Source organism: uncultured Cyclobacterium sp. (genome assembly GCF_963977555.1).
Taxonomy (GTDB): Bacteria; Bacteroidota; Bacteroidia; order Cytophagales; family Cyclobacteriaceae; genus Cyclobacterium.
Genome location: NZ_CAXBPD010000011.1, coordinates 158,552 through 180,183, shown reverse-complemented (window position 1 = coordinate 180,183; position 21,632 = coordinate 158,552). Strand labels below are relative to the sequence as shown.

Genomic DNA, 21,632 nt, shown 5'->3' with positions numbered 1-21,632 from the left:
GTGTGTGCGGTCGGCTTTCATTTTAGCTCGGTTGTTTCTTCCTTTTTTGTGTTCGTGGTTTCTTTTTATGCGCTGACTTATAATCTACTATAAACTTGCTTATTTCTTTTCTGTCTTTTTCTGTCAAGGGTTCACTTTCTATAATGAAGTCAACTCCTTTAGGTTCTTTGACGTGTCCCATTTTATTTGGTTTTAAAGTATTTATCTACTAATTTCTTTGCCGAATGTGTTGGAATAATCATTTTTTGCCCACGTACATTAGATGCTCCCAATGATTCTTCATAGTGTTTTATTAACTTCGTTTTTGCTGTAAAGGCTACGAAACCCTCGAATCCCAACTGAAAGGAAAGTTTACAGGCAAAAGCTACAAGATTACCAGCGACACCTTCGTAAAGTTTTTCATTTCCTATGTTGAATGGGGCATTTTCGAGCAGGTTCATGAAAATATGGTCAGTTTCCCTTTGTATACTTAAAAGACCTTGAACAATATCTGGATTATTGACTATTGTCAGTTTGTAGGTTTCTTTTTTCAGGTCGTTGAGTTCAGCTTTCCAATCAAAATTCCATCCGTTTTTTGAGGTTATATTTTTCAGGTCGGTTTTGGTTAGGATAGAAACTTCGGTTCTGAAACTATCGCCCTAAATAGTGTTGAAAATCGAGTCGGTAAGCCGGTCAATTATAAAAGAATGTCCAATATCTTTTTGTTTTTTCATTTATCCGAAGATACGAAATTTAGATGGCTTTTTGGGGTTAACTTTTTAATAGTGGTTCTGCTAATTGCGGTATTATTTTTGCTCAGGCCCAACAAAAATATATACACCTATTTATCCTAGGAGTTGCGTATATATCAAATATGCACCCACACTTTTCGATTGTTTTCCTTGTAAATTAAGCACTCCAAGCAAAGTATCCAGTAAATAGACTAATAATTTAAAGAAAACTGTTAAAAATAGTTTAAAAATGGCTGAAGGAACAGGAAGCTTTATTAGACCATCTTTACAGGAGCAATTTAACTATTCAACTGCTACCTAAATTCCCCAGCAAAAGCTATCCTATCCCCATCACAGGAAGCTTCCAGAGGCTGAGTCCAATTCTGATCGATTAGGACTACAATAAACCGGAGCATTAATCGCATCAATGTAGTTTACTTATTAAGTTTTGGTGGTTTTATTTCGGGTGGATTGACAATAGCATTTTTAACAACAGTTGCAACAGTGTCAATTGTTATTTTCTTTTTTCTACAATATTCAGATTGTAGCCAATCTTCAATTAGTTTCGATCCTTTACTGGCATTACATGAAATACAACATAGCGCGATATTGTCACTTCCATTTATACTTATATCATTGACAATATGTTCCCATGATGGTTTAGATTTTATTGAATTGCTCCCTAGAAATTCTACCCCACAATAAACACAGTTTTTATCTCGTTCCTTTACAAAATTTTCAACATCGTCTGGAATTCCCCATTTATTCGCCATAGGTCAATTATTCTCCTTCAAAAAAATCATTGTCAATTTCTTTTACTTCATTTGTTATCTTTACTTGAACGCCAACATTATATTGATGCATTAAATCTACCAGTTTGGGTCCATCAATCAGTATAATTGAATGATGAGCCTCTCTCGCCTTCCTAATCGCTGAATCGTCAAATGTAGATGTCGTTATAAATACTCCTTTTGAAGTGTCTCCACTCAGTGCCCCAATAAAGTTTCTTATATCCTTTTCACGTACTTTATTTTCATTGTATCTTTTTGCTTGAGTGTGAATTTTTTCAAGTCCAAGTTTGTCCTCATTTATAATTCCATCAATTCCGCCATCTCCTGTTTTAGATGTTTCAATAAAATCTCCGTACCCCATTCTTTTAAGTAAAATCAAAATTACTTTTTCAAAAAAGTAAGGGTCAAGTTCTCTAAGTTTATCAAGTAGCTCAGTTTTAACTTCTGTTTCAATTGTTTCAAATCCAGTATCGATTAGGTCCTGAGGCGATGCATTGTCAACCACTACAGTTTCGAATTCTGCTTTATCATCTTTTTTGCTTTTAACAGTAGAACGATGTTGGATGAAATCAGGATCATTCTGTAAGTCCGAGAGAAGTAATTTTCCACTTAATAAAGCTTGTTTTCCTTTTTCTCCGATTTGAACCATCCCACTTTTGGGATAGAATACAAACTTTCCCATTTTCAGGTAGGATTTTCCCCAAAGTATTCTGTCAATCAAGGTATTGGCTCCAGAACTTGTTTTCTTATCTAAAAGTTCTTTCGGTAATGCAGAATAATATTTGTCACATACTCTTATTGTTAATTCTCAACTGCTTATTGATTCAATAGAACTTAAAGTTTCTAAAATCGGCATAAAAGTTTCATGATATTTAGGTAATTCCATTTATTAATTCGGTTATTTTTAATTAAACAGAACAATTGTAGAAAAGAAAGGCTATCACGAATTTACGTATATATCCACTATGCACCCACTCTATGAATTGTTTTTCCTTTCAAATTAAGCATTCCAAACAAAGTATACAGTAAATAGACTAAGAATTTAATAAAAACTATTAAAAATGGATAAAGAAACAAAAAGCTCTAATTGACCATATTTACTGGCACTATTAAAAAATTCAACTGCTACCTACCCCCCCCAATAAAAATCTATCCAATCTACATCGCAGAAAGCTACCGAAGGCTGAGTCCAATCCTGACAACTCAGGACTACATTAAACCGGAGCATTGATCGCATCATTGAAGCTTAATTAATATATCTTATTATTAATTCATATGTTTAAAACTACTGTATGTAAGTTTTCTCCACAACCATTCTAAGGGACCTTGTTGAAATTTTCTTAGCCACAACCAGCTAAGCGTTAACTGTATAATCCAAATAATCACCACTAAACCCAACAACTCAAATCGGGAGAATTGGTTAAATAATGATAGTCCATAACCATAAAAAATCAATCCCAACAGGGTGTTCTGAAGGATGTAGTTCGTAAGTGCTGTTCTTCCTACTTTAGAAATTAAGGTTATCTTGGAAGACCTGAGAAACTTTTGAAATAGTCCGTTGAAGATCAATATAAATCCTACTCCGAGAAGTTCCTTTGGAAATGTAAAAAGCCATCCTTTCCAAATATTTGTAACTGGCTCAAAATATTCATAGGTCCAATGGTAATATCTTAAATAATTGATAATTAATCCAACACCAAGAATAACCAAAGAGATAAGCCAATAATATTTCCAGACTTGATAATTCTGGAATATTCCTGACCGATAAAAAATGATGCCTAAGATCATTGCTATTAGAGATGGGAAAAGCAGCCCTTGGTAGTAAACAAGCCCCTTGTGAGCACTGGAATTTTTATACGTTTCTTTTAAACCTATCAGATAGGTACTTTTATTGGCTTCAACTTTTGAGGTGTCAGGATCTTTTTTCTTGGTTTGATTTTTCCAAAAGTTGATATTCTTAATGTCATCATTTGATCGTTGGTCTTCCGGTAGGTTGATGGCTTTTGTGTAATTATCCTGCCAGCCTTTCCTCTTCATGGTTTGATCGTAAGATTTGGCCAGTTGAAGTAAGGATAGAAAAGCAATAACGAAAAGTAGGCTTTTTGTTTTGAAGGATCTGAACGGAAATAATAAAAAGCCACAGATGGCATAATGATAGAGAACATCTCCCGTCCAAATAAAATAGGAATGAATTACTCCAATGATGAATAACCAAAGTAATCTTCTGGCATAAATGTCCATTGCCTTAAGTCCCAATTGCTTTTTCTCAAGGCGTTCTAAAAAAATGTAAAAACCTACGCCAAATAAAAGGGCAAACATGGTGTAAAACTTACCCTGAGACAGGAAGTAGACCCAAAATCGTGTGGAGTAATCAATAGTCCCTTCAAACCCAAATTTCCATGGACTCCATGGGTCAGGGTAAGCGAAGTTCTCGATATTAATAAACAGAATCCCAAGTATGGCAATACCTCTTAAAAAGTCTAGAGAAGAAATCCGCTCGGAAGATTCGGTAGCTTTTATTGATGTTGACATTTTGAAGGTTGCGATATGATGGGTAGCGCCAAGTTATGATGTGTTAGGATTAAATAGCACTAAGCTATTGCCTCGCACATAGCTACGCCTTGATTTAAATTTACAACTTGTGGCGGACTTTCCAAGTACCACGAAATTATCCTGACCAACAAAACCCCATTCAGCCATAAAATTTGTTTTGGCCTGTTAGTATGCAACCGAGCTTCATTGAAACCTTCGGGGTTTAATTGCCTGGAAGCTTTCTAAATAAACAGCAAATTAATTAAGTAGGGTTTTCACCTACCGGATTACCACAGCTTCGTGGTACTGCAAAGGTCTAGTATTAGCCTAGTGCGGGATTTAGAAGCAATTCCGATCCGTTCGCAAAGTTTCATAAAAGTAAAAAACGCTCAATTTTAGCCATACAGCCCACTTTATACTTATACAACCTTATGCCCTTGTTGCTTTCTATTGTAAATTTCCTTTCCCACGCTATTTATATGGTCAAGAAATTTAGGGTTGGTTATTCTATTATAAACTGAAACATCAAATTTGTACGGCAACATCAAATCATCTAAATCAAACTCAATTTGGGTTTGTAAACTAAAATCAATATCCTTTCCTATTAAAGTTAGGTCTATGTCGGAAGCAGGTTTATAGTTACCCATTGCTCTTGAGCCATAGATCAATACTTCTTCTACTTGTTGGTATCTTGAGAAGACTGCGCTAATGCTGGTAATTTCGTCTTTTGTCAAACCTGAACTGTCCATTTTATAAAAATCTTCCTTGTTCTTCGCTTCTTTTACCGTCCATATTCTTTTGGAATTCTAAAAAAGCCGGATAATACCCTTTCATTATTTTGTCATAAATCTCATCCGCAGTTTCTTCATTGTAAGTATGTGAAGTTTTGTTTCGGCTTCCAATCATATCCATCCATACCTTACCTTCAGAAACTAGTTTTAATTGAAAAGCTTCCCTTGTTGCATCTCTGCTGCCGCCAACATTAGGATTGCCCTGATAGGTAGCGTAATCTTTCATAACATTCCAAGCCAATTCGTGGGTATACTCAAACCGCTGTATTAGACCTTCCTTAATTATTTCATCCAACACATACCCTGCATCACTATCGTCAATAGGCTCATTTTCATCTATAAAATTATGCTTAATGTATTCAACTGCCTGTGAAAGTTTGTTTAGTGCTTTCTCAAAATTTGAAAATCTCTGCTCCCACCTGATCTCTGTTTCCATTTTCTTAATAATTAATTGACGAACAATGTCTGCATTCAATTTAAGCTTTAATTATTATTCAATTGGCTTTTTGTCTTCTCAAAATGCTTTTTCCTTGATAAGAATTGAAGCTTTGTGTTGTGAAAAAAGCCTACTTTTTTATAAGCTTAGCTTTAAACAATGAGGCAAAATAGTCGTATAAAAGCAAATATATCAAGGATTTATGCATATATCGCTATTCATACAGCCCCTTTGGATTGTTTTCCCAGTTAAATTAAGTATTCCAAACAAAGTATCCACAAAATTGACTAAGAATATAATGAAAACTGCTGAAAATGGTCTGGAAATGGCTAAAGAAACAAAATGATTATTAGGCTACAATTACAGGCGCAATTTAATTATTCTACTTCTACACAAATCCCCCACAAAACCTATCTAATCCCCAACGCAGAAAACTAATGGAGGCGGAATCCTAACCCTGATCGATTAGGACTGCAATATACCGAAGGCTTAATCGCATCATTGTAGCTTAATTGTTAGGGTTAGTTATTTTTATTTCCGGTGGATTGGCAATAGCATACTTTCTCCTATAGCTCAACACTTAAAAATTAAAAGTGATAAAACCATTCTCATTGGCAATCCTAATAACCAGCCATCTAAATGGGCCCTTCGACAGGCTCATGGATCATTTTGATGAATATAGCCACCAAAATACTTAATACCTTTAACTAATTTTAAGCGTCAAGAATTTTCGTCTCAAATCCGTCAATGCTTCTGGTGTTTTTGTTTTTCCAATATTCTTCAATTTTCTCCTCTCCTTGTTTTGTGGCCCAAGAATTTAATGTGGTGGGTTCTTCTTTAAAATCCATAAAAGGCACCGCAAAACCACAAGAAGTTTGAACCAAGTCTACTTTCATTTCGACTATTTGTCTGGCACCCACATTCTCAGGAAACAAATTTGAATATTTATGAAAATCACTATCTCTTTTGTGGTAAATTTTTGCTTCTCTGTACAGCCTTAAAATCAAAGGCTTCCCTTCAAAAGCACAAAACATAATGGTCATTCTATTGTTCTTTATTAAATGGGCTGCGGTTTAATTTCCACTCCCTGTTAAATTCAACCAAACAATTTTGTTCTCATTAATAACTCTAAATGAGTCAGTACCTTTTGGAGACACATTAACTCTGCCCTCATTAGAAGCTGTTCCTACAAAGAATAATTTTTGATTTTCAATGAATTCTTGAAGTTCACTGGTAATATAATCTAATTTCTTTCCCATATTTTTAAATTAGCGGCAAAAATATCCTAATTAAAGTGTGCAGAAGATACATTGTTAAGGGTAAAGCTGATTAATCATAGAATTCTATGGTCAGTCCATTGAGATAAATGTAACTGTTTGAGTTAATAGACTACCTTTAAATCCAACGTCCTTGTCCCAACGTGTCAGAGTAATTTTGTGTTCAGAAACTGTTATTCCCCAAGTTTCATGCAACGACGGAAGACCAACATAGTCTACTATAACTACACTGTCTTTTAAATTATTAATTGTCCAAAATTGTTTATCAACATAAATCTGAGGTGAATCATCATTGTACATAATTTTTCCCTCGTCAATTTGAATTTCTCCGTCAGGATAAATAATTGTCGTATTGTCTTTAATCGATTCTGGATAATTATCCCATGATTCTGTAATTTGAAATTTATTAATGTCAAAAGTGAAATAGTTGGAAGTAGTTGGAAGTAGTTTGGAAACTTGTCAATTTCCAATGTTTTCCAGCCGGAAACTCCCCAGAAAGTAATTGCACGATATCAGCTCTTGGTTCAGTGTCATTGTTTTCACACGATGATAAGCCTAATACCAAAACCGCTGTATAGAATAGTTTTTTCATGGTCAACTATAAATAATACTATTGCTTTTCTCAAAGTACTTTATTCGTTCTCAGTAATTACACAACGCTCAGTATAGGATGTCGTAACTGATGGCAGGAAGCTATGCATACTTATACAATATTGAAATAAACATCTGGTAAATAAAGGTTTACCATTGATATTTTGTCCATAAACAAATTCTGATAATGATATGCAAAATACATAAAAGTTACGAATTGCTCAATAGCCGGATCAACTCAGCTAAAACTTTAATAGATAAGGCCAAACGTGAGGTGTCTGGGTTTGCCTTCCATATCCATAAGTCCATAGAGCCAATCACCATCAAAACTTATGTTGGATATACTTTTTTAAGCTATACCCAATCCAATGCACAGATATCTTTTATTTCAATAAGTTACCTTTACAGATTTAGCCTGATGAGATCAATCCCTATCTATTTACTTTGAGACTAGTTAATCCACATTTCTTTCAATGTATTTGATAATCTCTTTCGCAATATCTTTTTGAGTTGCTTTTTCAATGCCTTCAAGACCTGGTGATGAATTTACCTCTAAAACCAACGGACCATTTGATGATTGCAACATATCAACTCCTGCCACACCCAAACCCATGGCTTTTGTAGCCTTAATTGCGGTTAATTCTTCCTGATCAGATAATTCGATTATCGATGCACTTCCACCTCTGTGCAAATTCGATCTAAATTCCCCTTCTTTTCCTTGTCTTTTCATTGCCCCAACAACTACTCCATCAACCACAAATGCCCTGATGTCAGCACCTCCGGCTTCCTTAATAAATTGTTGCGCAATTACTCTTGCATTGAGACCATCAAATGCCTCCATTACTGAATTAGCAGCATTGTTAGTTTCGGCCATTACAACACCTAAACCTTGCGTACCTTCCAATAATTTAATTATAAGAGGCGCTCCACCCACACTTTTCACAACGTGATCAGCAAATTTCGAACTATCAGCAAAAGTCGTTTTAGGTAAACCCACACCAGCTCTAGTCAATATTTGCAGACTTCTAAGTTTATCCCTTGATCTTACCAAAGCCTGAGATTCAACAGCAGAAAAAACTTTCATCATTTCAAATTGCCTAACAACAGCAGTCCCATAGAAAGTGACTGATGCACCTATTCTGGGTATTATTGCATCAATATTCTCTAAATGTTCACCGTTATAGAAAATTTTTGGGGCTTTTTTTTCCAATTCGATTATACACTTAAGATGATCTATTATCATCGCCTCATGACCCCTTTCTTTGATTGCATCTACGAGACGTTTAGTAGAATACAGTTTAGGATTTCTAGATAACACTGCTATTTTCATACTGGATATTTTTTATTGTTTTTTTACAAGGTAATTATATTTATGTATATCTATTGTCATAAAAAGCCTCAATGAGCTAAAATAATTGAATGGTTTTTATTGGAAGAAGACAATATGAGGACTAGTAATCCTTGTTCACATAACTAAATTTCATTTAGTAAGGTTGAAGTGCGGTATATGGGGAGAATTACGTATATACATTGTGTGTGACCAGCATGGTCAATTGGTATCTAAGATACCAAATTATTCCAAAGAGTTAAAACCCATTAGTGAGTTTAAAGGGTATCCATTATGTGCGGGAATTTTTGTCTCGAAGCCTCAGCAAGTGGTTCTATTTATTCACAGGGGTGGTAGGTATGTTTTAAGTGGGTCGAGTGTTATGCAAATAACTGAGGGATAGTTTACATATAAAATTTGTACTAGCTATGTTTTAGCTGGGGAGTTGCGTATATATGGACTATGCACCCAACTCCTACTGTGTATTTTCCTATCAATTTAAGGATTTGAGACAATTAATATAGTAAAGATGCTAAAGTTTTAATGGAAACTTTTGAAAATTGTCCGCAAATGGCTAAAAAGTGTGTGCTATGGTTGGTGTGCAAAATAGAGCTATAAACATATGAACTTGCTAGGGTCATCTTTCAAATGCCGAATTCCAAACTTTAAAAATTTGACCAGTTCCTGATCTCGATCCATCCATACCAACCTCTTGATACTTTTTTGTCCCTATAATCGAGTAGGAAGATAGGGGTTATTCCCCTATCTGTCCTCTCACACCACCGTAGTGCGACAAGAAGTCGCTTTGATAACTGTTTAACGTTCAAAGAACGATTAAACCTTGTGTTCCATCACAAGTAGCCTATGGATACGTGCATTTCTGGTAACGGAATTGTGCGAAGCTATCCGGACAATATAGCCCGTAAAGAGATTCTGCCAAGAATGTCTGTTGCGCACCAACGTCAGGGGCGGGGGAGTTAGGCTCGATGGGTATGATCAACATATGTGAACTGCTGATAAATGTCGTGACGTGAAGACAGCGAAAGACGTTGACACGCTGTGACCAAAACGGTAAGGGGTATAGTTGGCAGGCTTTGCGGTTTCTGCTACATGGATTTCGATTCCCCCGGCAAAGAGGCAGGATCTAACCCCGTCAGTTATCCAAGCGGAACTTGGTAAGCCCGCAACCCTTCCCGGCATTCCGGGATTAGCCGGCTGCAAAGCAGGCCCAACGGGCTGCGGGTAAAGGAAAGACGGAGAAAGCAAATGCCGCCATCTAATTTGGCGGATATGCCCACTTCCGTCATGGTACTCTTTTACGAGAAAATTACAGTAAGACTTCAATGAGGAAAACGCAAATGAATCCGACAAATGCTGGATGTGCATCCCCAACGACATGGCACGATTGGAACTCCATTAATTGGAAGAAGGTCGAACGTGGCGTAAAGTCACTACAATCACGTATCGTAAAGGCCGTCAAACAAAAACATTTTCACAAGGCAAAAGCACTGCTGCACCTGATGTCAAGGTCATTCTACGGGAAACTGCTCGCAATTTTCCGGGTAACCTCCAACAAAGGCAGCAGAACCCCCGGGGTGGACAAAGTGCTATGGAACACACCGGAGAGAAAGTGGAAAGCCACTGAACTTCTCAAAGTCAGGGGATACAAAGCAAAACCACTCAGGCGAAAATCCATCAAAAAGAAAAACGGAAAGTACCGGCACCTGGGCATACCCACCGTGGCAGACAGGGCCATGCAGGCCCTGTTCAGGCTGGGACTGGACCCGATAGCGGAGACCACAGCGGACTTGAACTCATACGGATTCAGGCCCAAACGCTCGTGCGCCGACGCAGTGGTCCAATGCCACAACGTGCTGTGCCAACGCAATTCGGCCGAATGGATACTGGAAGCGGACATCAAAGGATGTTTCGACAACATTTCGCACCAGTGGATTCTGCAAAATATCCCCTTGAGCCAAAAGGTGCTGGCACAATGGCTCAAGGCGAGCTACATGGACAACAAACAATGGTTTCCAACAGAAAGCGGAACACCGCAGGGTGGTATAATCTCGCCTACAATCGCCAACATGGTACTTGACGGAATGGAAAAAGAAATAAACATCCATGCCGGACACAAAGGGGGGAGAAACCCACACAAAATTAACTTCATCCGCTACGCGGACGACTTTGTGGTGACCTGTGACGACAGTGAATATCTTGAAAGTGAGATAAAACCGCTAATCAACAGATTTCTCTCCAAAAGAGGGCTTGAACTCTCCCGGGAGAAAACCAAGATTACCCATATACGCAAGGGTTTCGACTTTCTGGGCTTCAACATCCGCAAATACGGTGACAAATGCCTTACCAAACCCATGAAGGACTCAGTGAAGTCAATCATGGAAAGTATCGGCGGTGCGGCAGCCAGCCACAAATCCGTGACGCAGGCAGAACTCATTCGTATGATCTCTCCCAAGATTAGGGGGTGGGCAAACTACTTCCGCCATTCAGCCGCCTCACGAACCTTTGCGCTGCTGGACCATAAAGTGTTCAGATTACTGTGGAAATGGGCCAAGCGCAGACACCCCAAAAAAGGAAGCCGATGGGTCAGAGCAAAATACTTTAAAACCCAAGGCACCAGAAATTGGGTGTTTGCCGCAACGGACAGGGATAAGACCTTCGAGCTCCCGCTCTTCGAAGCCGCCAAAATTCGACGGCATGTCAAAATAAGAAGCAACTCAAACCCTTATGACAGGGAATGGGAAGCTTACTTTAAAGAAAGGACGGCAAGGAGGAAAACCTACCAAAATACCGTAAAAAAAGGCTAGCTAGTTTGATGACCGGACTGCCCAGGCAGTTTTTAGAGTGCTTGAGCCGTATGAGGGGAAACTCTCACGTACGGTTCTTGGAGGGGAAAGGGGGAGTAATCCCCCTGACCTACTCGACCGTACCATTCGGTATACGGCGGTTTGTTAAAATAATGATAGCTATGTTTCATTGGTCAGCCGTTTGTAAGTGTTGTAAAAACCAGTGTATCCCTGTTTTATGAAATATGCATTGTTTAGGGTTGTATTCAGTATTGGACTATGCGCTACTCGGCAATATCCTTTGCTGCTATTACCCCATTCATATGACTTTTGCTTACTCGCTTTTAATTTTAACAAATTCTTAGTTCTTGTCTTGAACCTCTTCCATTCTTTCCATAAGCTCATCCGTAATCTTACTCTTACACATGAGTCAAGTTTTTGCATCACTGACTTAGCTTTGGCTATCGAAAAATAATTAACCCAACCTTGGATCAAGGTTTACGTTTTCAATATCTTCTGCATTTTATTACTTCCGCTGTTACGCTTTGTAGTTGCTTTTCTTTTCTCCTTGATGCGCAATATAGATTTATTAGAAATCCGTATTGCCCATGCTCCTCTATCTTTATAAAACGAGAAACCCAATAATGTGCTTTCTCTTGGACTGCTTACTTTGCTCTTTTCTTTGTTTACTTTTAATTTTAAGTCCTTTTCTATGTATTTGGTGATACTTCCCAGAACTCGCCGGGCCGACTTTTCACTCTTTACATAAATGCTACAGTCATCTGCATACCTGACGAAACTTAGACGCCTTCTGCTTAGTTCTTTATCGAGCTCATATAAGATAATATTCGATAAAAGTGGACTTAAAGGGCTCCCTTGGGGAGTGCCTTCTATTCGTTGGCTCACTACTCCATCTTCCATTATGCCACTGCGCAAGTATTCTCGAATAAAACGTAAGGTGCCTTTATCCGTGATTTTTAGCATTAGCAAACTCATCAGTTTATCATGGTTTACCTTGTCGAAAACTTTTCCAGATCAAGTTCTATCACATAACTCTTCCCTTCGTTTAAGAAGGTTTGTGCCTGTAATACCGCCTGATGGGCATTCTTCTTGGGACGAAACCCATAACTAAATGAGGAAAAATAAGGCTCGTAGTATTGACTTAACCAACAACATCCCTTGTAGAAGCAATCGGTCAATTACCGTGGGTATTCCTAGCATTCTTACTCCTCCCTCTTCTTTGGGTATCTCTACCTTTTCTACAGGGCTTGGCTTGTAGATACCTGTTATCACTTCTTTGCGCAATTCTTGGTAGTTAATATCTAGGTAGTCTCGAAGTTTATCGATCTGCATACGGTCAACACCTCCTACTCCCTTATTGAATTCTACCTGCAATAGGGCTTTATCAATATTACGCCTGTCCATAATTGTTGCCAGCATACTACTTGACTTTTGGTGCACAGGGTCACTTCCTTACTATTCCAATGATGGGCTAAACTCCTATTTGCACTTTACTTTCGGGTACTGCCCTTTCCTCTTGCATACAGTTCTCTTACGTGGTTCGGTTTTACGCCTTCTCTTTGGAACTTTGTAATTTGTTCCCTTAATTTAACATTCAGCCCTTCAGTTCTTTTGTGAGGCCTCCTTGACTTTATTCTCTCAAGGCTCGTTTCTTTCCTACTATGGCTTCTGCTGACTTCTAACAATACCGATTTACATCGCTGTAATCGTTCACCGCTTGAGCATTCGCGCATGCCTCCGCCAATGTAATGTCAGATCTCTCAGGGTAAGGTCATTCGCTTTCTATTCATGTAGCCTCTCCATTTACGTTTATGTGTTCTGTGCAGTATTGGGCTTTTGTTTCTTTTGCAACATCACCCACACATATCCGCCTTATATGAAGTTTCTGTTCGTAGGCTCGAATATTTGCCGCCAGCTTCTTTCAGATTCGCAGTCACCCACGACACCCTTGCTCTTGGCTAACGATAAGTACTGCAACTCTCGTTCGGGACTCACACCCTATAGCTTAATGACCATGCCTGACACACAATAAAGAAAGGCCTGGTAAAATACCAGACCTTTCGAGGTTAGTTGATTATTTAAAAAAGTGGATTGTAATTACTTACTATTTGTTGATAATTAACCTTAACTGGTCAACAATACCTTCTTTACCAAGTAACCTCACCATATAAACGCCTTGTTCAAGTCTGCTCAATGGTAATGTGTATGCATTTACACTGTTGTTTCTGGCATTGAAAGTCAGCACTAATCTACCTTTCATGTCGTAAACATTGATCCAATCCAAAGACACTCCTTCCGGAATAACGATAAACGCTTCATTCTGAGCAGGATTTGGAAAGATAATTGCCTCAGATAAAGTTGGTTTTTGCTGTTCCTCGCTTGAAATCTCGACCGTACCTTCTGGTAATGGATCTTCTTCAAATAGGATTCTTGCATTTGAACCGTCATTTATAGGATCTACTCTTTCTAGCATTATTCCTGAGACGCTTGCATTGTTTGCTGAAGCTATGAAACTCAAGTTCATTTCGCCATCTGTTACTACAATGTCCTCGAAAACAAGTTCGGTAGGTACATAATTACTTTCTACATATAAGTCAAAATCGTCTTTTACCAAAGCCCCTTCAATCAGGATATCAAAAACCCTTTGACCCGGTTGACCATCTGGCCCTCCAAGGCCAAACCACAGTTCATTGTGGAAAGTCCTTACTCTATAAGTACCGTTATCAACTGGGATATTGTAGGCCAGCGATTTGCTATACCTATCTGTCTGGTACAGTTCAATGGAACTAGACGAGGTATTTTTGTACGTTTTAGTGCTATTGAATAAAGTTGGAAATGCTTTGTCACCCAGGAAGACCTTGCCTTGATAAGAGGTATTGACCTCTGATCCAGCATTCAATAGCATAGACCAAACCGGAGCTTCCTCCCATATAATAATTTCCAAGGTATCTGAATCCATTACAGCAACACTATCCATCACAGTCAAAATTACATTATAGTCACCTGCTGTCATGTATTCGTGTGTTGGGTTAATCAATGTACTCGATTCTCCATCACCAAAGTTCCAGTTGTAGATCAATTCACCTGATCCTGTAGAGGAAGATGCATCAAAAGTGATTTCAAAAGGTGCAGCTCCTTCGACCGCAGAAGCGTTAATCACTGCAGATGGTGGTAGGGTTACTGAGGTCATTGACTCAATTGTCAATCCTACCAGTGTGGCATTGTTTTTAGATGCTACCAACTTAAGGTTTAACTCCCCATCCCTTACTTCGATGTTTTCGAAAGTCAATTCTGTTGGGGCATTTCCATTTTCTATAAACAGATCAAAATTATTTTTAACCACCTCACCTTCTATCATGATATCATACACGCGCTGACCAGCCTCTGAAACCGGACCTGATTTTCCAAACCACAATTCATTGTGATAGGTTTTTATGGTGTAAACTCCGTCTTCTACCGGTGCCGAAATGGTAAAGTTCTTGCCAGATCTTTCGGTTAAAAACAGCGTTGGATCACCTGCTCCAAAATTGTTCCAGGTAGATGCATTGGCGATTGTAATTCCAGAAGTTGATTCGCCTTCAAAATCAGTACCCATATAACTTGTTGGCGTGTCTGTCCCAACATTAACATTCAGAGAATAGGCCGGTACTGGAACATAATCACCCACTTTTATTTCAATCTCATCCGTATCCATGTACCCGTTTTCGTCTGTCACTTTAAGACTTACCAAATAGGTGCCATTTTCATTAAAGGTATATTGTGGCTGCGCTTCTGTAGAAGTAGCGTCACTTCCAAAGTCCCACTTATAAGTTAAAACTCCATCGCCAGTAGAATTACCAGCATCAAAAGTGACTGCTAAAGGAGCTGGACCATTTACGGTATTGGCTTCTGCAATCGCTTCAGGGTAAACAGCAAGTCCATCCTGGGCAATAATGGAGAATCCAGAAATATTGGCTTTGTTGATAGTTGCTACCATTTGAATGTCCAATGAATTATCAGCTACCGTTATGTTTTCATGTGTCAACTCAATTGGTGCGTAGCCATTTTCAACAAATAAATCGAAGTTTGCTTTCACGAGCTCCCCTTCAATATAAATATTATAAACCCTTTGATTAGGTTGACCGGCAGGTCCTTTTTTACCAAACCACAGTTCACTGTGATACGTTTTCACTGTAAACACACCGTTTTCAACTGGAACGGAATAAGTGAAATTATTTGCATACCGCTCTGTTAAGAACAATGGAGCATCTCCTGCTGCGTTATTACTGTAAGGATTTGAGCTTGTATAAGTTACGTCAGCATTGTTTTCACCAATAAAAGTTTTACCATTATTGTCTACCGTATTTTGGCTACCCGCATTGATATTTAATTCAAATTCAGATGGTGGAATAGCATTGATAGTCACAGAATCTACAGCAGAAACACCAAACATACTTGAAACTGTCAACAAAACATTGTATTCACCAAATTCTTCAAATATATGTGTTGGATTTTGCTCGGTAGAAGTGTTTCCATCACCAAAGTCCCAAGCAAAGGTAAAGTCTTGAGGCCTGGATATTTCATTGGTAAACGCTACTTCTAATGGCACTAAGCCTCCTAAAGTGGTTGCAGTAATATTGGCTATCGGAACAGCTCCAATTTGCCCTTGATTGACGATGGAAATCCCAGAAATACTCGCATTGTTTGCCTTAGCGATTAGATTAAGGCTTAAGGTGCCATCCGTAACCTGGATGTTTTCAAAATCCAATGCCGCGGGCTGATTGTTGTTTTCGATGAACAAATCAAAATTAGATTTAACAACATTCCCTTCAAGTAAGATATCGTAAACACGTCTCCCTGCTTCGTTAGGCCCTCCATTTGGTAGACCAAACCAAGTTTCTGTATGATGAGTAGTGACCGTATAAACACCATTTGGTACATCTATTTGATAGGCAATATTTGAAGCATACCTTTCTGATTTATACATCTCATTCCCTACAACATTTCCATTTCTATAAACTGAACCACCATTGTGAATTGAAGTAAGATTAACATCTCCAATAAAAGAATTTCCTTCGAACTCAACATCGGTACTGGATCCGGTATTGTAATACAAGAAGACCTCTTCAAAATTACCATCGGCAACTATTGGTAGGATTACCTCCTCATCATTTCTAGTAGTAATTACCAAATTGGCAGAAGCTGTAAGACTCTCACCTACAAAATCAAGTGTTATATTATAGGTACTTCCTGCTTTCAATAGTATATCACTTGCCAATTCTCCGGCAACGATTTCAAAATCTTCCGCATTTTCACCAGTTATGGCAACAGATTTAATCCAAAGGCCTGTTTGGCCATTGTCTAGCCCTATACTAATTTCTTTAGGTTCACCCTTTTTAACAAGAATTGATTCCGGCAAAATTAATTCACTTTCAACCAAAGGTGTGGTATTAGGATCATCAAAACCGAAGTATTCCATGTTACCAATATTTCCGCCGCCTCTTCTAGGTGAACCAGCAACGACGTACAATCCTTTTCCAGAAACGATACCTTGTGTTCCATGACGCCCGATATTTAAGGTATCAAGAATTTTCCATTCCCTCGTTAATGGGTCAAACATCTCTACATTAGGTAGCGCTAGAGGATTTGTAGCTACCTCTCCTCCGGCTACGATCAACTTACCAAGATAATTATTCACTACCGCTGCAGCTCTTGGCGTTGGCAGGTTCAAGCTATCTGGTAAAGTACTCCAAGTTTGTGTATTAAAATCATAAACATCTACTTCAGACAATACAGGAGCGAATGTTCCTTCTGGACCTCCAGATTGTCTACCCGAAACAGCATATAATTTATTACCTATTGTGGCAGCAAAGAAATGGTCTCTGGCCCTAGGTGCATCACCTAATACAGTCCATTCACCAGTTTCAGGATCATACATGTCGAAATAATTGACATAACCGCCATCATGACCATCCGTATTACCACCTACTATATAAAACTTACCTCTATACTCTACTAAACCCGCTGATCCCCTTCTCCTATTTTCAGGAATTTCAGGTCCTTCAATCCATAACTCGTTCACTGGATCAAACATCCAAATATTTGTTGCAGGTGTTTCATTAGGAAAGTCATTGGTATCGAAAGCACCAATCACCCAAATAAGCCCTTGATAAGTAACTGCTTGAAAATGATTAAAGCTGTAAGGATTGATTTCTGTTAAAGACCTCCATGAATCATTTTCTATGTCATAGATATCGATGGTAGTTGAACTTTCTCTTCCTCCCATAAGGTAAAACTCATGACCTGCCTGAACAAAACTACCTTCATGCCTAGGGTGATAGGAACGATTTTCATTTTTTAAATGCCATTCCTGACTCGTCAACTGTGGACTAATGGTCCAATTAAAGTTAAATGTAACTGCATCCGAATGAATTTCATCCCCATCATCTATAGTCACCGTAATTCTATATGGACTATTGGCCAATGCTCCTTCTTCGATTGTTCCGTAAATGGTTCCATTGGTCGGTTCCAAATATATTCCAGGAGGCAATCCCACTGCAGCATAACTCAAGTTACCATTTCCACCTGAGGCCTGAACAAACATACTTCCATCTGTTTGATGACCAACGAAATTGATCTGGTCTTCAACTTTAGTATAGGAAATTGGTGTTTGTATAGGCTTACCAAGAATTTCTATTCCATTGAAAAGTGGGTTTTCTTTTTGTTTTTCGAAAAAGATATTCAACTCTCCATCAGTGACTGTCACAAGGTACTGCTCCATTCCACCGACCTGATGACCAAACCGCTCAATAAGATCTATGGATGTTTCTACTACTTCACCCTCTATTTGGATGCCATAATAGCGTTTTCCAAGTGCAGATGTACCTATATAGCCATTTCCCAAATAAAGGTTTACTGCATATTGCCCATCAGGAAGTGGGATTTTGTATTCCATGCTGGCATCAGTGGTATATCGCTCTTTATTAAAGATTGAAACATATTCATCATCAGTAATGTAACTAGGTATAGAAGCATGTCTGTTTTCAATAGGGAAAACATTACTACCACTTTTACTATTAGTAGCTTCAAAAGCCTCTGTGTTTACAGGCCCCTGTATATTATTTGCCATCCATGACGGTAAGCCACCAGCAGCATTTATTGTATTTCCACCACCACTTATTCTCAAAAGAACGGTGAAATCCTGCTCAACCATCACTTCAAAAGTTTGCTCGATAAAATAGCCATTTTGGTCAGTTGCTCTTACGGTAATATTTGAACTGACTTCATCATCAGGAATAGCAACAGTTAAGATTTGATCATTGATAGTTGCTCCTACTACAGGGTTGGTGTTTTCTGCAATTGAGAACGTTAAATTATTCTCTCCATTATTATCACCAAAGTATTCCGTAAGATCCACGATAACATCTTCGTCTCCCAACAACCTATTGATATCTTTCAGGCTACGTATATCGTATGGTTTTTCACCGATGGCGCTTATAAAATTCCAAACCCCAATAAAACTTTTGTTAGGGTCATTGCTGGTACCATATATACCTACTGCCAATGGTTGATTGATATCTTGTATGGAAGTAAGTACGGCTCCAGCTGCTTGAATGGTACCAAGTGGCACCAATGCTTGGTTACTGTACTTGTAAAAAGGTTTAACAGTTCCGTTTACAGGATCAATATCAAATGACAATTCTATTAGCGTATTTGAATTGGGGCGCTCGTTAACAGGTATTGGAAGAAACAACGGATTCGGATCTTCCACATCATTGATCTCCTGTGAGGCAAGCACTCCTGCACTATTAAATACTAGCTTGATGAAATTACTTTGAGTTCCGTCTCCAATCTGTATTCCAACTTCACCAGTTCCATCAAAATCATACAATTGGCCAGGAGAAGATAACCCTATTATCCCTGAACTAATGACGTAATTGCCTATTTCAGATCCAACATTTATACCTAATTGAAATCCCTTATCCTGATTATTTGACAAGCCATTGGCGGTTCCGCCGGTCATGGATACCTGAATGGCACCAGCAGTACCTCCATATATGTCAGGCGGTCCAGGACTGTCATTTCCCTTGTCCAACCAGTCCAGCCAGTTGGGATTACTATCCCCATTGTTCATGAGCCCGGTTAGTCCTAAACCTAAATAACCAAACTCATTTCCTGAAGCATCAGATTGATTGGTAAACAATTGGTTTTCCAAAGGCAAATTAATCGGATAACCAACCTGGAAAGGATCTAAAGAATCAGAAATGCCATCACCATCATCATCCTCATCATTAAGGTTAGATATCAAATCCTTGTCATAATCATTTGGTGCCGAACCACCAGAACAATAATCTGTGCCATTGTCAATTTCGTCCTGATTGGAATAACCATCGTGGTCATAATCAGCTAAGGGATCGAATTCTGGATCATCTATTGCGATGCAAAATATATCATCAGCAGGAGTCAAAACCATGATCCTATTGTCAAAAGTTGCTGCCCAAATTGTCCCTGGGAATGAGGATACATCTCCATTGGTAGTAATACCTAAAGCATTTCCTCCATTCAAGTTCCACTTGTTAAATTCAGCTTCTTTTAATGTCCCGTTTTCATTGAGGTGAATTAAGTGTAAAATACCTCCATTTTTACCGACAATTAAAGAGCCCTTGATCGCTCCTTCAAAATTACTTGCCGTATATTCAGCTATGCCGTTTGAGTTGTTTGGTACTACTGTAACAATATCTGGTTGTGGCCCATTAGAATTGGGTAAAGTAGGTGATATAAAGTCGGCTTCAACTCCATTTGCCAAACTAAAAGGAACTGGGGGCCAGTTAGCTGGAAGGCTATTGGAGGCATATTCCTCAAATCCGGGTTGGCCAGGCGCTACAGGTTCTAGTATTTGTGTCCTGAATTTGTCTGTTGGCTGGACAGTAGGTGTGATATTCGTGAAATTTTTATCATCACCAACAAATTTCGTGTACAATCCTGCTCCACCTGGAGAAAAAGGAAAAGGACTACCTGCTTGATAAGGTTGTCCAGGATTGGCTCTAACCGGCGTAGGGTGTCCCCCATAATAACTTCCAGGGGAATAGGTTTCCAGATCAGCGGTGACCATTAAGAGGTGATCCTGATTGTCAACGAATTCGCCTGTGACAGTTGGATTTAGAGGACTGGCTCCTGGTTCAAGAGGGTCATAAGCATTGTTAACTAATAGAGGGTCGCCTTCATTCTGAGGCATACCTCCCCAGTTAATATTGGCGCCATTGTCAGTCAAATAAAGCTTGTTGCTTTCAGTAACTACCAAATCATAGGTATTCCTATACCCTGGAGAAAAAATCTGCACAGGACCATCCAAGGTCACCATGCCCATGTTCAATCCATCATTACCTCCAAAAGGATCGTTGACATCCACCCCATCATATCCAGGATCATTAGGGTTATAAATTCCATTTACATTGGCCCTGGTGGGATCATCTAGTGTAGGGACATCGTATTTATAAGCCCTTCCTGAATGGCTATCCGTTTTTACCGGAAGCGCTTCTAAAGCATCCAGGTCTATTTTCAAAACAGCACCAGCTAGTGCATATTCAGATATATAGGTAAAATTCTTTGAAGGAGCACCAGCATTTGTAAAACCTCCGTTACTAATAATCAAATAAGGTTTACCTCCAATTATAGTATGTTCAATACCATTAATAGCATGGTTTTCTTCAGATCTTGCTAAACCACGAACCAAATCGATTACTTCCCAGGTAGTTCCTGTCCAAGTCAAACGGGTGATCATGCCAGAATTGGTATCTAACATAGTGTCTCCACTAGGTCCACCCCACTTAGGATCACTTGAAGTAGCATATATAACAGGGTTTGTTGCAGTTCCTGTTACTGTAATCCCAGTTATCTGCCGACCGTACCGATTGTCAAATGCCAGCAATCCATGATCATCATAATTAGGTATTTCTTTTACACCCAATAATACTTCCTCCCCAACAACATCGTATTGATTTGGACCTTCCTTAGAAATGGTGTAGATTTTAATCTCTCCTTTGAGCTGTGAAACATAAAGCCGCTCATCAGGTCCAAACTCCAAAGAGGTACCTAAAACTATCTCTTCAAACTCATTAAAATTTAGTGCTGTTTGATTAAAACTTACTGTCTGACCTAAAAGTTTTCCGAAACTTCCCAACCCAATCAAAATTATGTAAAAAAACAATTTGACCGGAATAATTACCCGCTTTTTCATCGTAATTGAAATTAAATATGCTAAAACTGTCTTTATTATAAAAATATAAAAATTTACAACTGTTTATATGACACAATATTAATCAATTAGTCTTTAAAAGTCAAATTTGAAAAGCATTTAATCAGTTTTAAAATAC

Annotated in this window: 17 protein-coding genes and 1 pseudogene; 2 read left to right on the top strand and 16 right to left on the bottom strand. The window is 38.6% G+C overall.

The window, feature by feature from the left end; all coding sequences use genetic code 11:
- Positions 1-22 precede the first annotated feature (22 nt).
- From AAC073_RS15160 to AAC073_RS15115, 10 genes are all read right to left on the bottom strand, one after another.
- The gene (locus tag AAC073_RS15160) at positions 23-181 is read right to left on the bottom strand and encodes a hypothetical protein (protein WP_339924630.1); all 159 of its coding nucleotides are present in this window, start codon (positions 179-181) and stop codon (positions 23-25) included.
- A gap of 1 nt (position 182) precedes the next feature.
- A complete protein-coding gene (locus AAC073_RS15155; RefSeq protein ID WP_242067690.1) occupies positions 183-440 on the bottom strand; it encodes a hypothetical protein in 258 nt (85 codons plus the stop codon).
- A 704-nt stretch (positions 441-1,144) separates the two neighbouring features.
- Positions 1,145-1,483, bottom strand: coding sequence for a hypothetical protein (locus AAC073_RS15150; protein WP_339924629.1), 339 nt, complete (start codon positions 1,481-1,483; stop codon positions 1,145-1,147).
- Positions 1,484-1,490: 7 nt separating this feature from the next.
- The gene (locus AAC073_RS15145; RefSeq protein ID WP_339924642.1) at positions 1,491-2,300 is read right to left on the bottom strand and encodes a restriction endonuclease; all 810 of its coding nucleotides are present in this window, start codon (positions 2,298-2,300) and stop codon (positions 1,491-1,493) included.
- A 467-nt stretch (positions 2,301-2,767) separates the two neighbouring features.
- Positions 2,768-4,033, bottom strand: a complete 1,266-nt coding sequence (locus AAC073_RS15140; protein WP_339924628.1) for a DUF418 domain-containing protein — start codon at positions 4,031-4,033, stop codon at positions 2,768-2,770.
- A gap of 419 nt (positions 4,034-4,452) precedes the next feature.
- Entirely contained in the window at positions 4,453-4,782 is a 330-nt protein-coding gene (locus tag AAC073_RS15135; RefSeq protein WP_339924627.1) for a nucleotidyltransferase domain-containing protein, read from the bottom strand.
- A gap of 1 nt (position 4,783) precedes the next feature.
- On the bottom strand, positions 4,784-5,260 hold the full coding sequence (locus AAC073_RS15130) for a nucleotidyltransferase substrate binding protein (RefSeq protein ID WP_339924626.1): 477 nt from the start codon (positions 5,258-5,260) through the stop codon (positions 4,784-4,786).
- A 713-nt stretch (positions 5,261-5,973) separates the two neighbouring features.
- Positions 5,974-6,303 (bottom strand): hypothetical protein, encoded by a 330-nt coding sequence (locus AAC073_RS15125; protein WP_339924625.1) that lies wholly within the window; start codon positions 6,301-6,303, stop codon positions 5,974-5,976.
- Between the two features lie 30 nt (positions 6,304-6,333).
- Positions 6,334-6,519: a pyridoxamine 5'-phosphate oxidase family protein gene (locus AAC073_RS15120; protein ID WP_339924624.1), complete on the bottom strand. Its 186-nt coding sequence runs from the start codon at positions 6,517-6,519 to the stop codon at positions 6,334-6,336.
- Positions 6,520-6,949: 430 nt separating this feature from the next.
- Positions 6,950-7,129, bottom strand: coding sequence for a lipoprotein (locus AAC073_RS15115; RefSeq protein WP_339924623.1), 180 nt, complete (start codon positions 7,127-7,129; stop codon positions 6,950-6,952).
- 186 nt (positions 7,130-7,315) lie between these two features.
- Here AAC073_RS15115 and AAC073_RS15110 point away from each other — a divergent pair, with 186 nt between their 5' ends.
- Entirely contained in the window at positions 7,316-7,576 is a 261-nt protein-coding gene (locus AAC073_RS15110; RefSeq protein WP_339924622.1) for a hypothetical protein, read from the top strand.
- 6 nt (positions 7,577-7,582) lie between these two features.
- On the opposite strand, the gene rimK is transcribed toward AAC073_RS15110, so the two are convergent.
- On the bottom strand, positions 7,583-8,458 hold the full coding sequence (gene rimK, locus AAC073_RS15105; protein ID WP_339924621.1) for a 30S ribosomal protein S6--L-glutamate ligase: 876 nt from the start codon (positions 8,456-8,458) through the stop codon (positions 7,583-7,585).
- 1,355 nt (positions 8,459-9,813) lie between these two features.
- Between rimK and ltrA the strand changes: the two genes are divergently transcribed.
- The gene (gene ltrA / locus AAC073_RS15100; protein WP_339924620.1) at positions 9,814-11,280 is read left to right on the top strand and encodes a group II intron reverse transcriptase/maturase; all 1,467 of its coding nucleotides are present in this window, start codon (positions 9,814-9,816) and stop codon (positions 11,278-11,280) included.
- Between the two features lie 159 nt (positions 11,281-11,439).
- Here ltrA and AAC073_RS15095 read toward each other — a convergent pair whose 3' ends face one another.
- The 5 genes and pseudogenes from AAC073_RS15095 to AAC073_RS15075 all read right to left on the bottom strand — a co-directional run bounded on the left by AAC073_RS15095 (position 11,440) and on the right by AAC073_RS15075 (position 21,496).
- Positions 11,440-11,754, bottom strand: coding sequence for a group II intron maturase-specific domain-containing protein (locus AAC073_RS15095; RefSeq protein WP_339924619.1), 315 nt, complete (start codon positions 11,752-11,754; stop codon positions 11,440-11,442).
- A 3-nt stretch (positions 11,755-11,757) separates the two neighbouring features.
- Positions 11,758-12,276: pseudogene (locus AAC073_RS15090) on the bottom strand (reverse transcriptase domain-containing protein); the annotation flags it as partial.
- A 111-nt stretch (positions 12,277-12,387) separates the two neighbouring features.
- Positions 12,388-12,699, bottom strand: a complete 312-nt coding sequence (locus tag AAC073_RS15085; protein ID WP_339924618.1) for a hypothetical protein — start codon at positions 12,697-12,699, stop codon at positions 12,388-12,390.
- A 71-nt stretch (positions 12,700-12,770) separates the two neighbouring features.
- On the bottom strand, positions 12,771-13,013 hold the full coding sequence (locus AAC073_RS15080) for a hypothetical protein (RefSeq protein ID WP_339924617.1): 243 nt from the start codon (positions 13,011-13,013) through the stop codon (positions 12,771-12,773).
- Positions 13,014-13,384: 371 nt separating this feature from the next.
- Positions 13,385-21,496 (bottom strand): malectin domain-containing carbohydrate-binding protein, encoded by an 8,112-nt coding sequence (locus AAC073_RS15075; protein ID WP_339924616.1) that lies wholly within the window; start codon positions 21,494-21,496, stop codon positions 13,385-13,387.
- Positions 21,497-21,632: the final 136 nt, after the last annotated feature.

Excerpts from the sequence above, each read along its gene's own strand:
- AAC073_RS15080 (WP_339924617.1), bottom strand. The coding sequence starts at position 13,013 with ATGCGCGAATGCTCAAGCGGTGAACGATTACAGCGATGTAAATCGGTA.
- AAC073_RS15075 (WP_339924616.1), bottom strand. The coding sequence starts at position 21,496 with ATGAAAAAGCGGGTAATTATTCCGGTCAAATTGTTTTTTTACATAATT.
- rimK (WP_339924621.1), bottom strand. The coding sequence starts at position 8,458 with ATGAAAATAGCAGTGTTATCTAGAAATCCTAAACTGTATTCTACTAAA.
- AAC073_RS15155 (WP_242067690.1), bottom strand. The coding sequence starts at position 440 with ATGAACCTGCTCGAAAATGCCCCATTCAACATAGGAAATGAAAAACTT.
- AAC073_RS15135 (WP_339924627.1), bottom strand. The coding sequence starts at position 4,782 with ATGGACAGTTCAGGTTTGACAAAAGACGAAATTACCAGCATTAGCGCA.
- ltrA (WP_339924620.1), top strand. The coding sequence starts at position 9,814 with ATGAATCCGACAAATGCTGGATGTGCATCCCCAACGACATGGCACGAT.
- AAC073_RS15085 (WP_339924618.1), bottom strand. The coding sequence starts at position 12,699 with ATGCTGGCAACAATTATGGACAGGCGTAATATTGATAAAGCCCTATTG.
- AAC073_RS15130 (WP_339924626.1), bottom strand. The coding sequence starts at position 5,260 with ATGGAAACAGAGATCAGGTGGGAGCAGAGATTTTCAAATTTTGAGAAA.
- AAC073_RS15125 (WP_339924625.1), bottom strand. The coding sequence starts at position 6,303 with ATGACCATTATGTTTTGTGCTTTTGAAGGGAAGCCTTTGATTTTAAGG.
- AAC073_RS15120 (WP_339924624.1), bottom strand. The coding sequence starts at position 6,519 with ATGGGAAAGAAATTAGATTATATTACCAGTGAACTTCAAGAATTCATT.
- AAC073_RS15140 (WP_339924628.1), bottom strand. The coding sequence starts at position 4,033 with ATGTCAACATCAATAAAAGCTACCGAATCTTCCGAGCGGATTTCTTCT.
- AAC073_RS15110 (WP_339924622.1), top strand. The coding sequence starts at position 7,316 with ATGATATGCAAAATACATAAAAGTTACGAATTGCTCAATAGCCGGATC.
- AAC073_RS15115 (WP_339924623.1), bottom strand. The coding sequence starts at position 7,129 with ATGAAAAAACTATTCTATACAGCGGTTTTGGTATTAGGCTTATCATCG.
- AAC073_RS15150 (WP_339924629.1), bottom strand. The coding sequence starts at position 1,483 with ATGGCGAATAAATGGGGAATTCCAGACGATGTTGAAAATTTTGTAAAG.
- AAC073_RS15160 (WP_339924630.1), bottom strand. The coding sequence starts at position 181 with ATGGGACACGTCAAAGAACCTAAAGGAGTTGACTTCATTATAGAAAGT.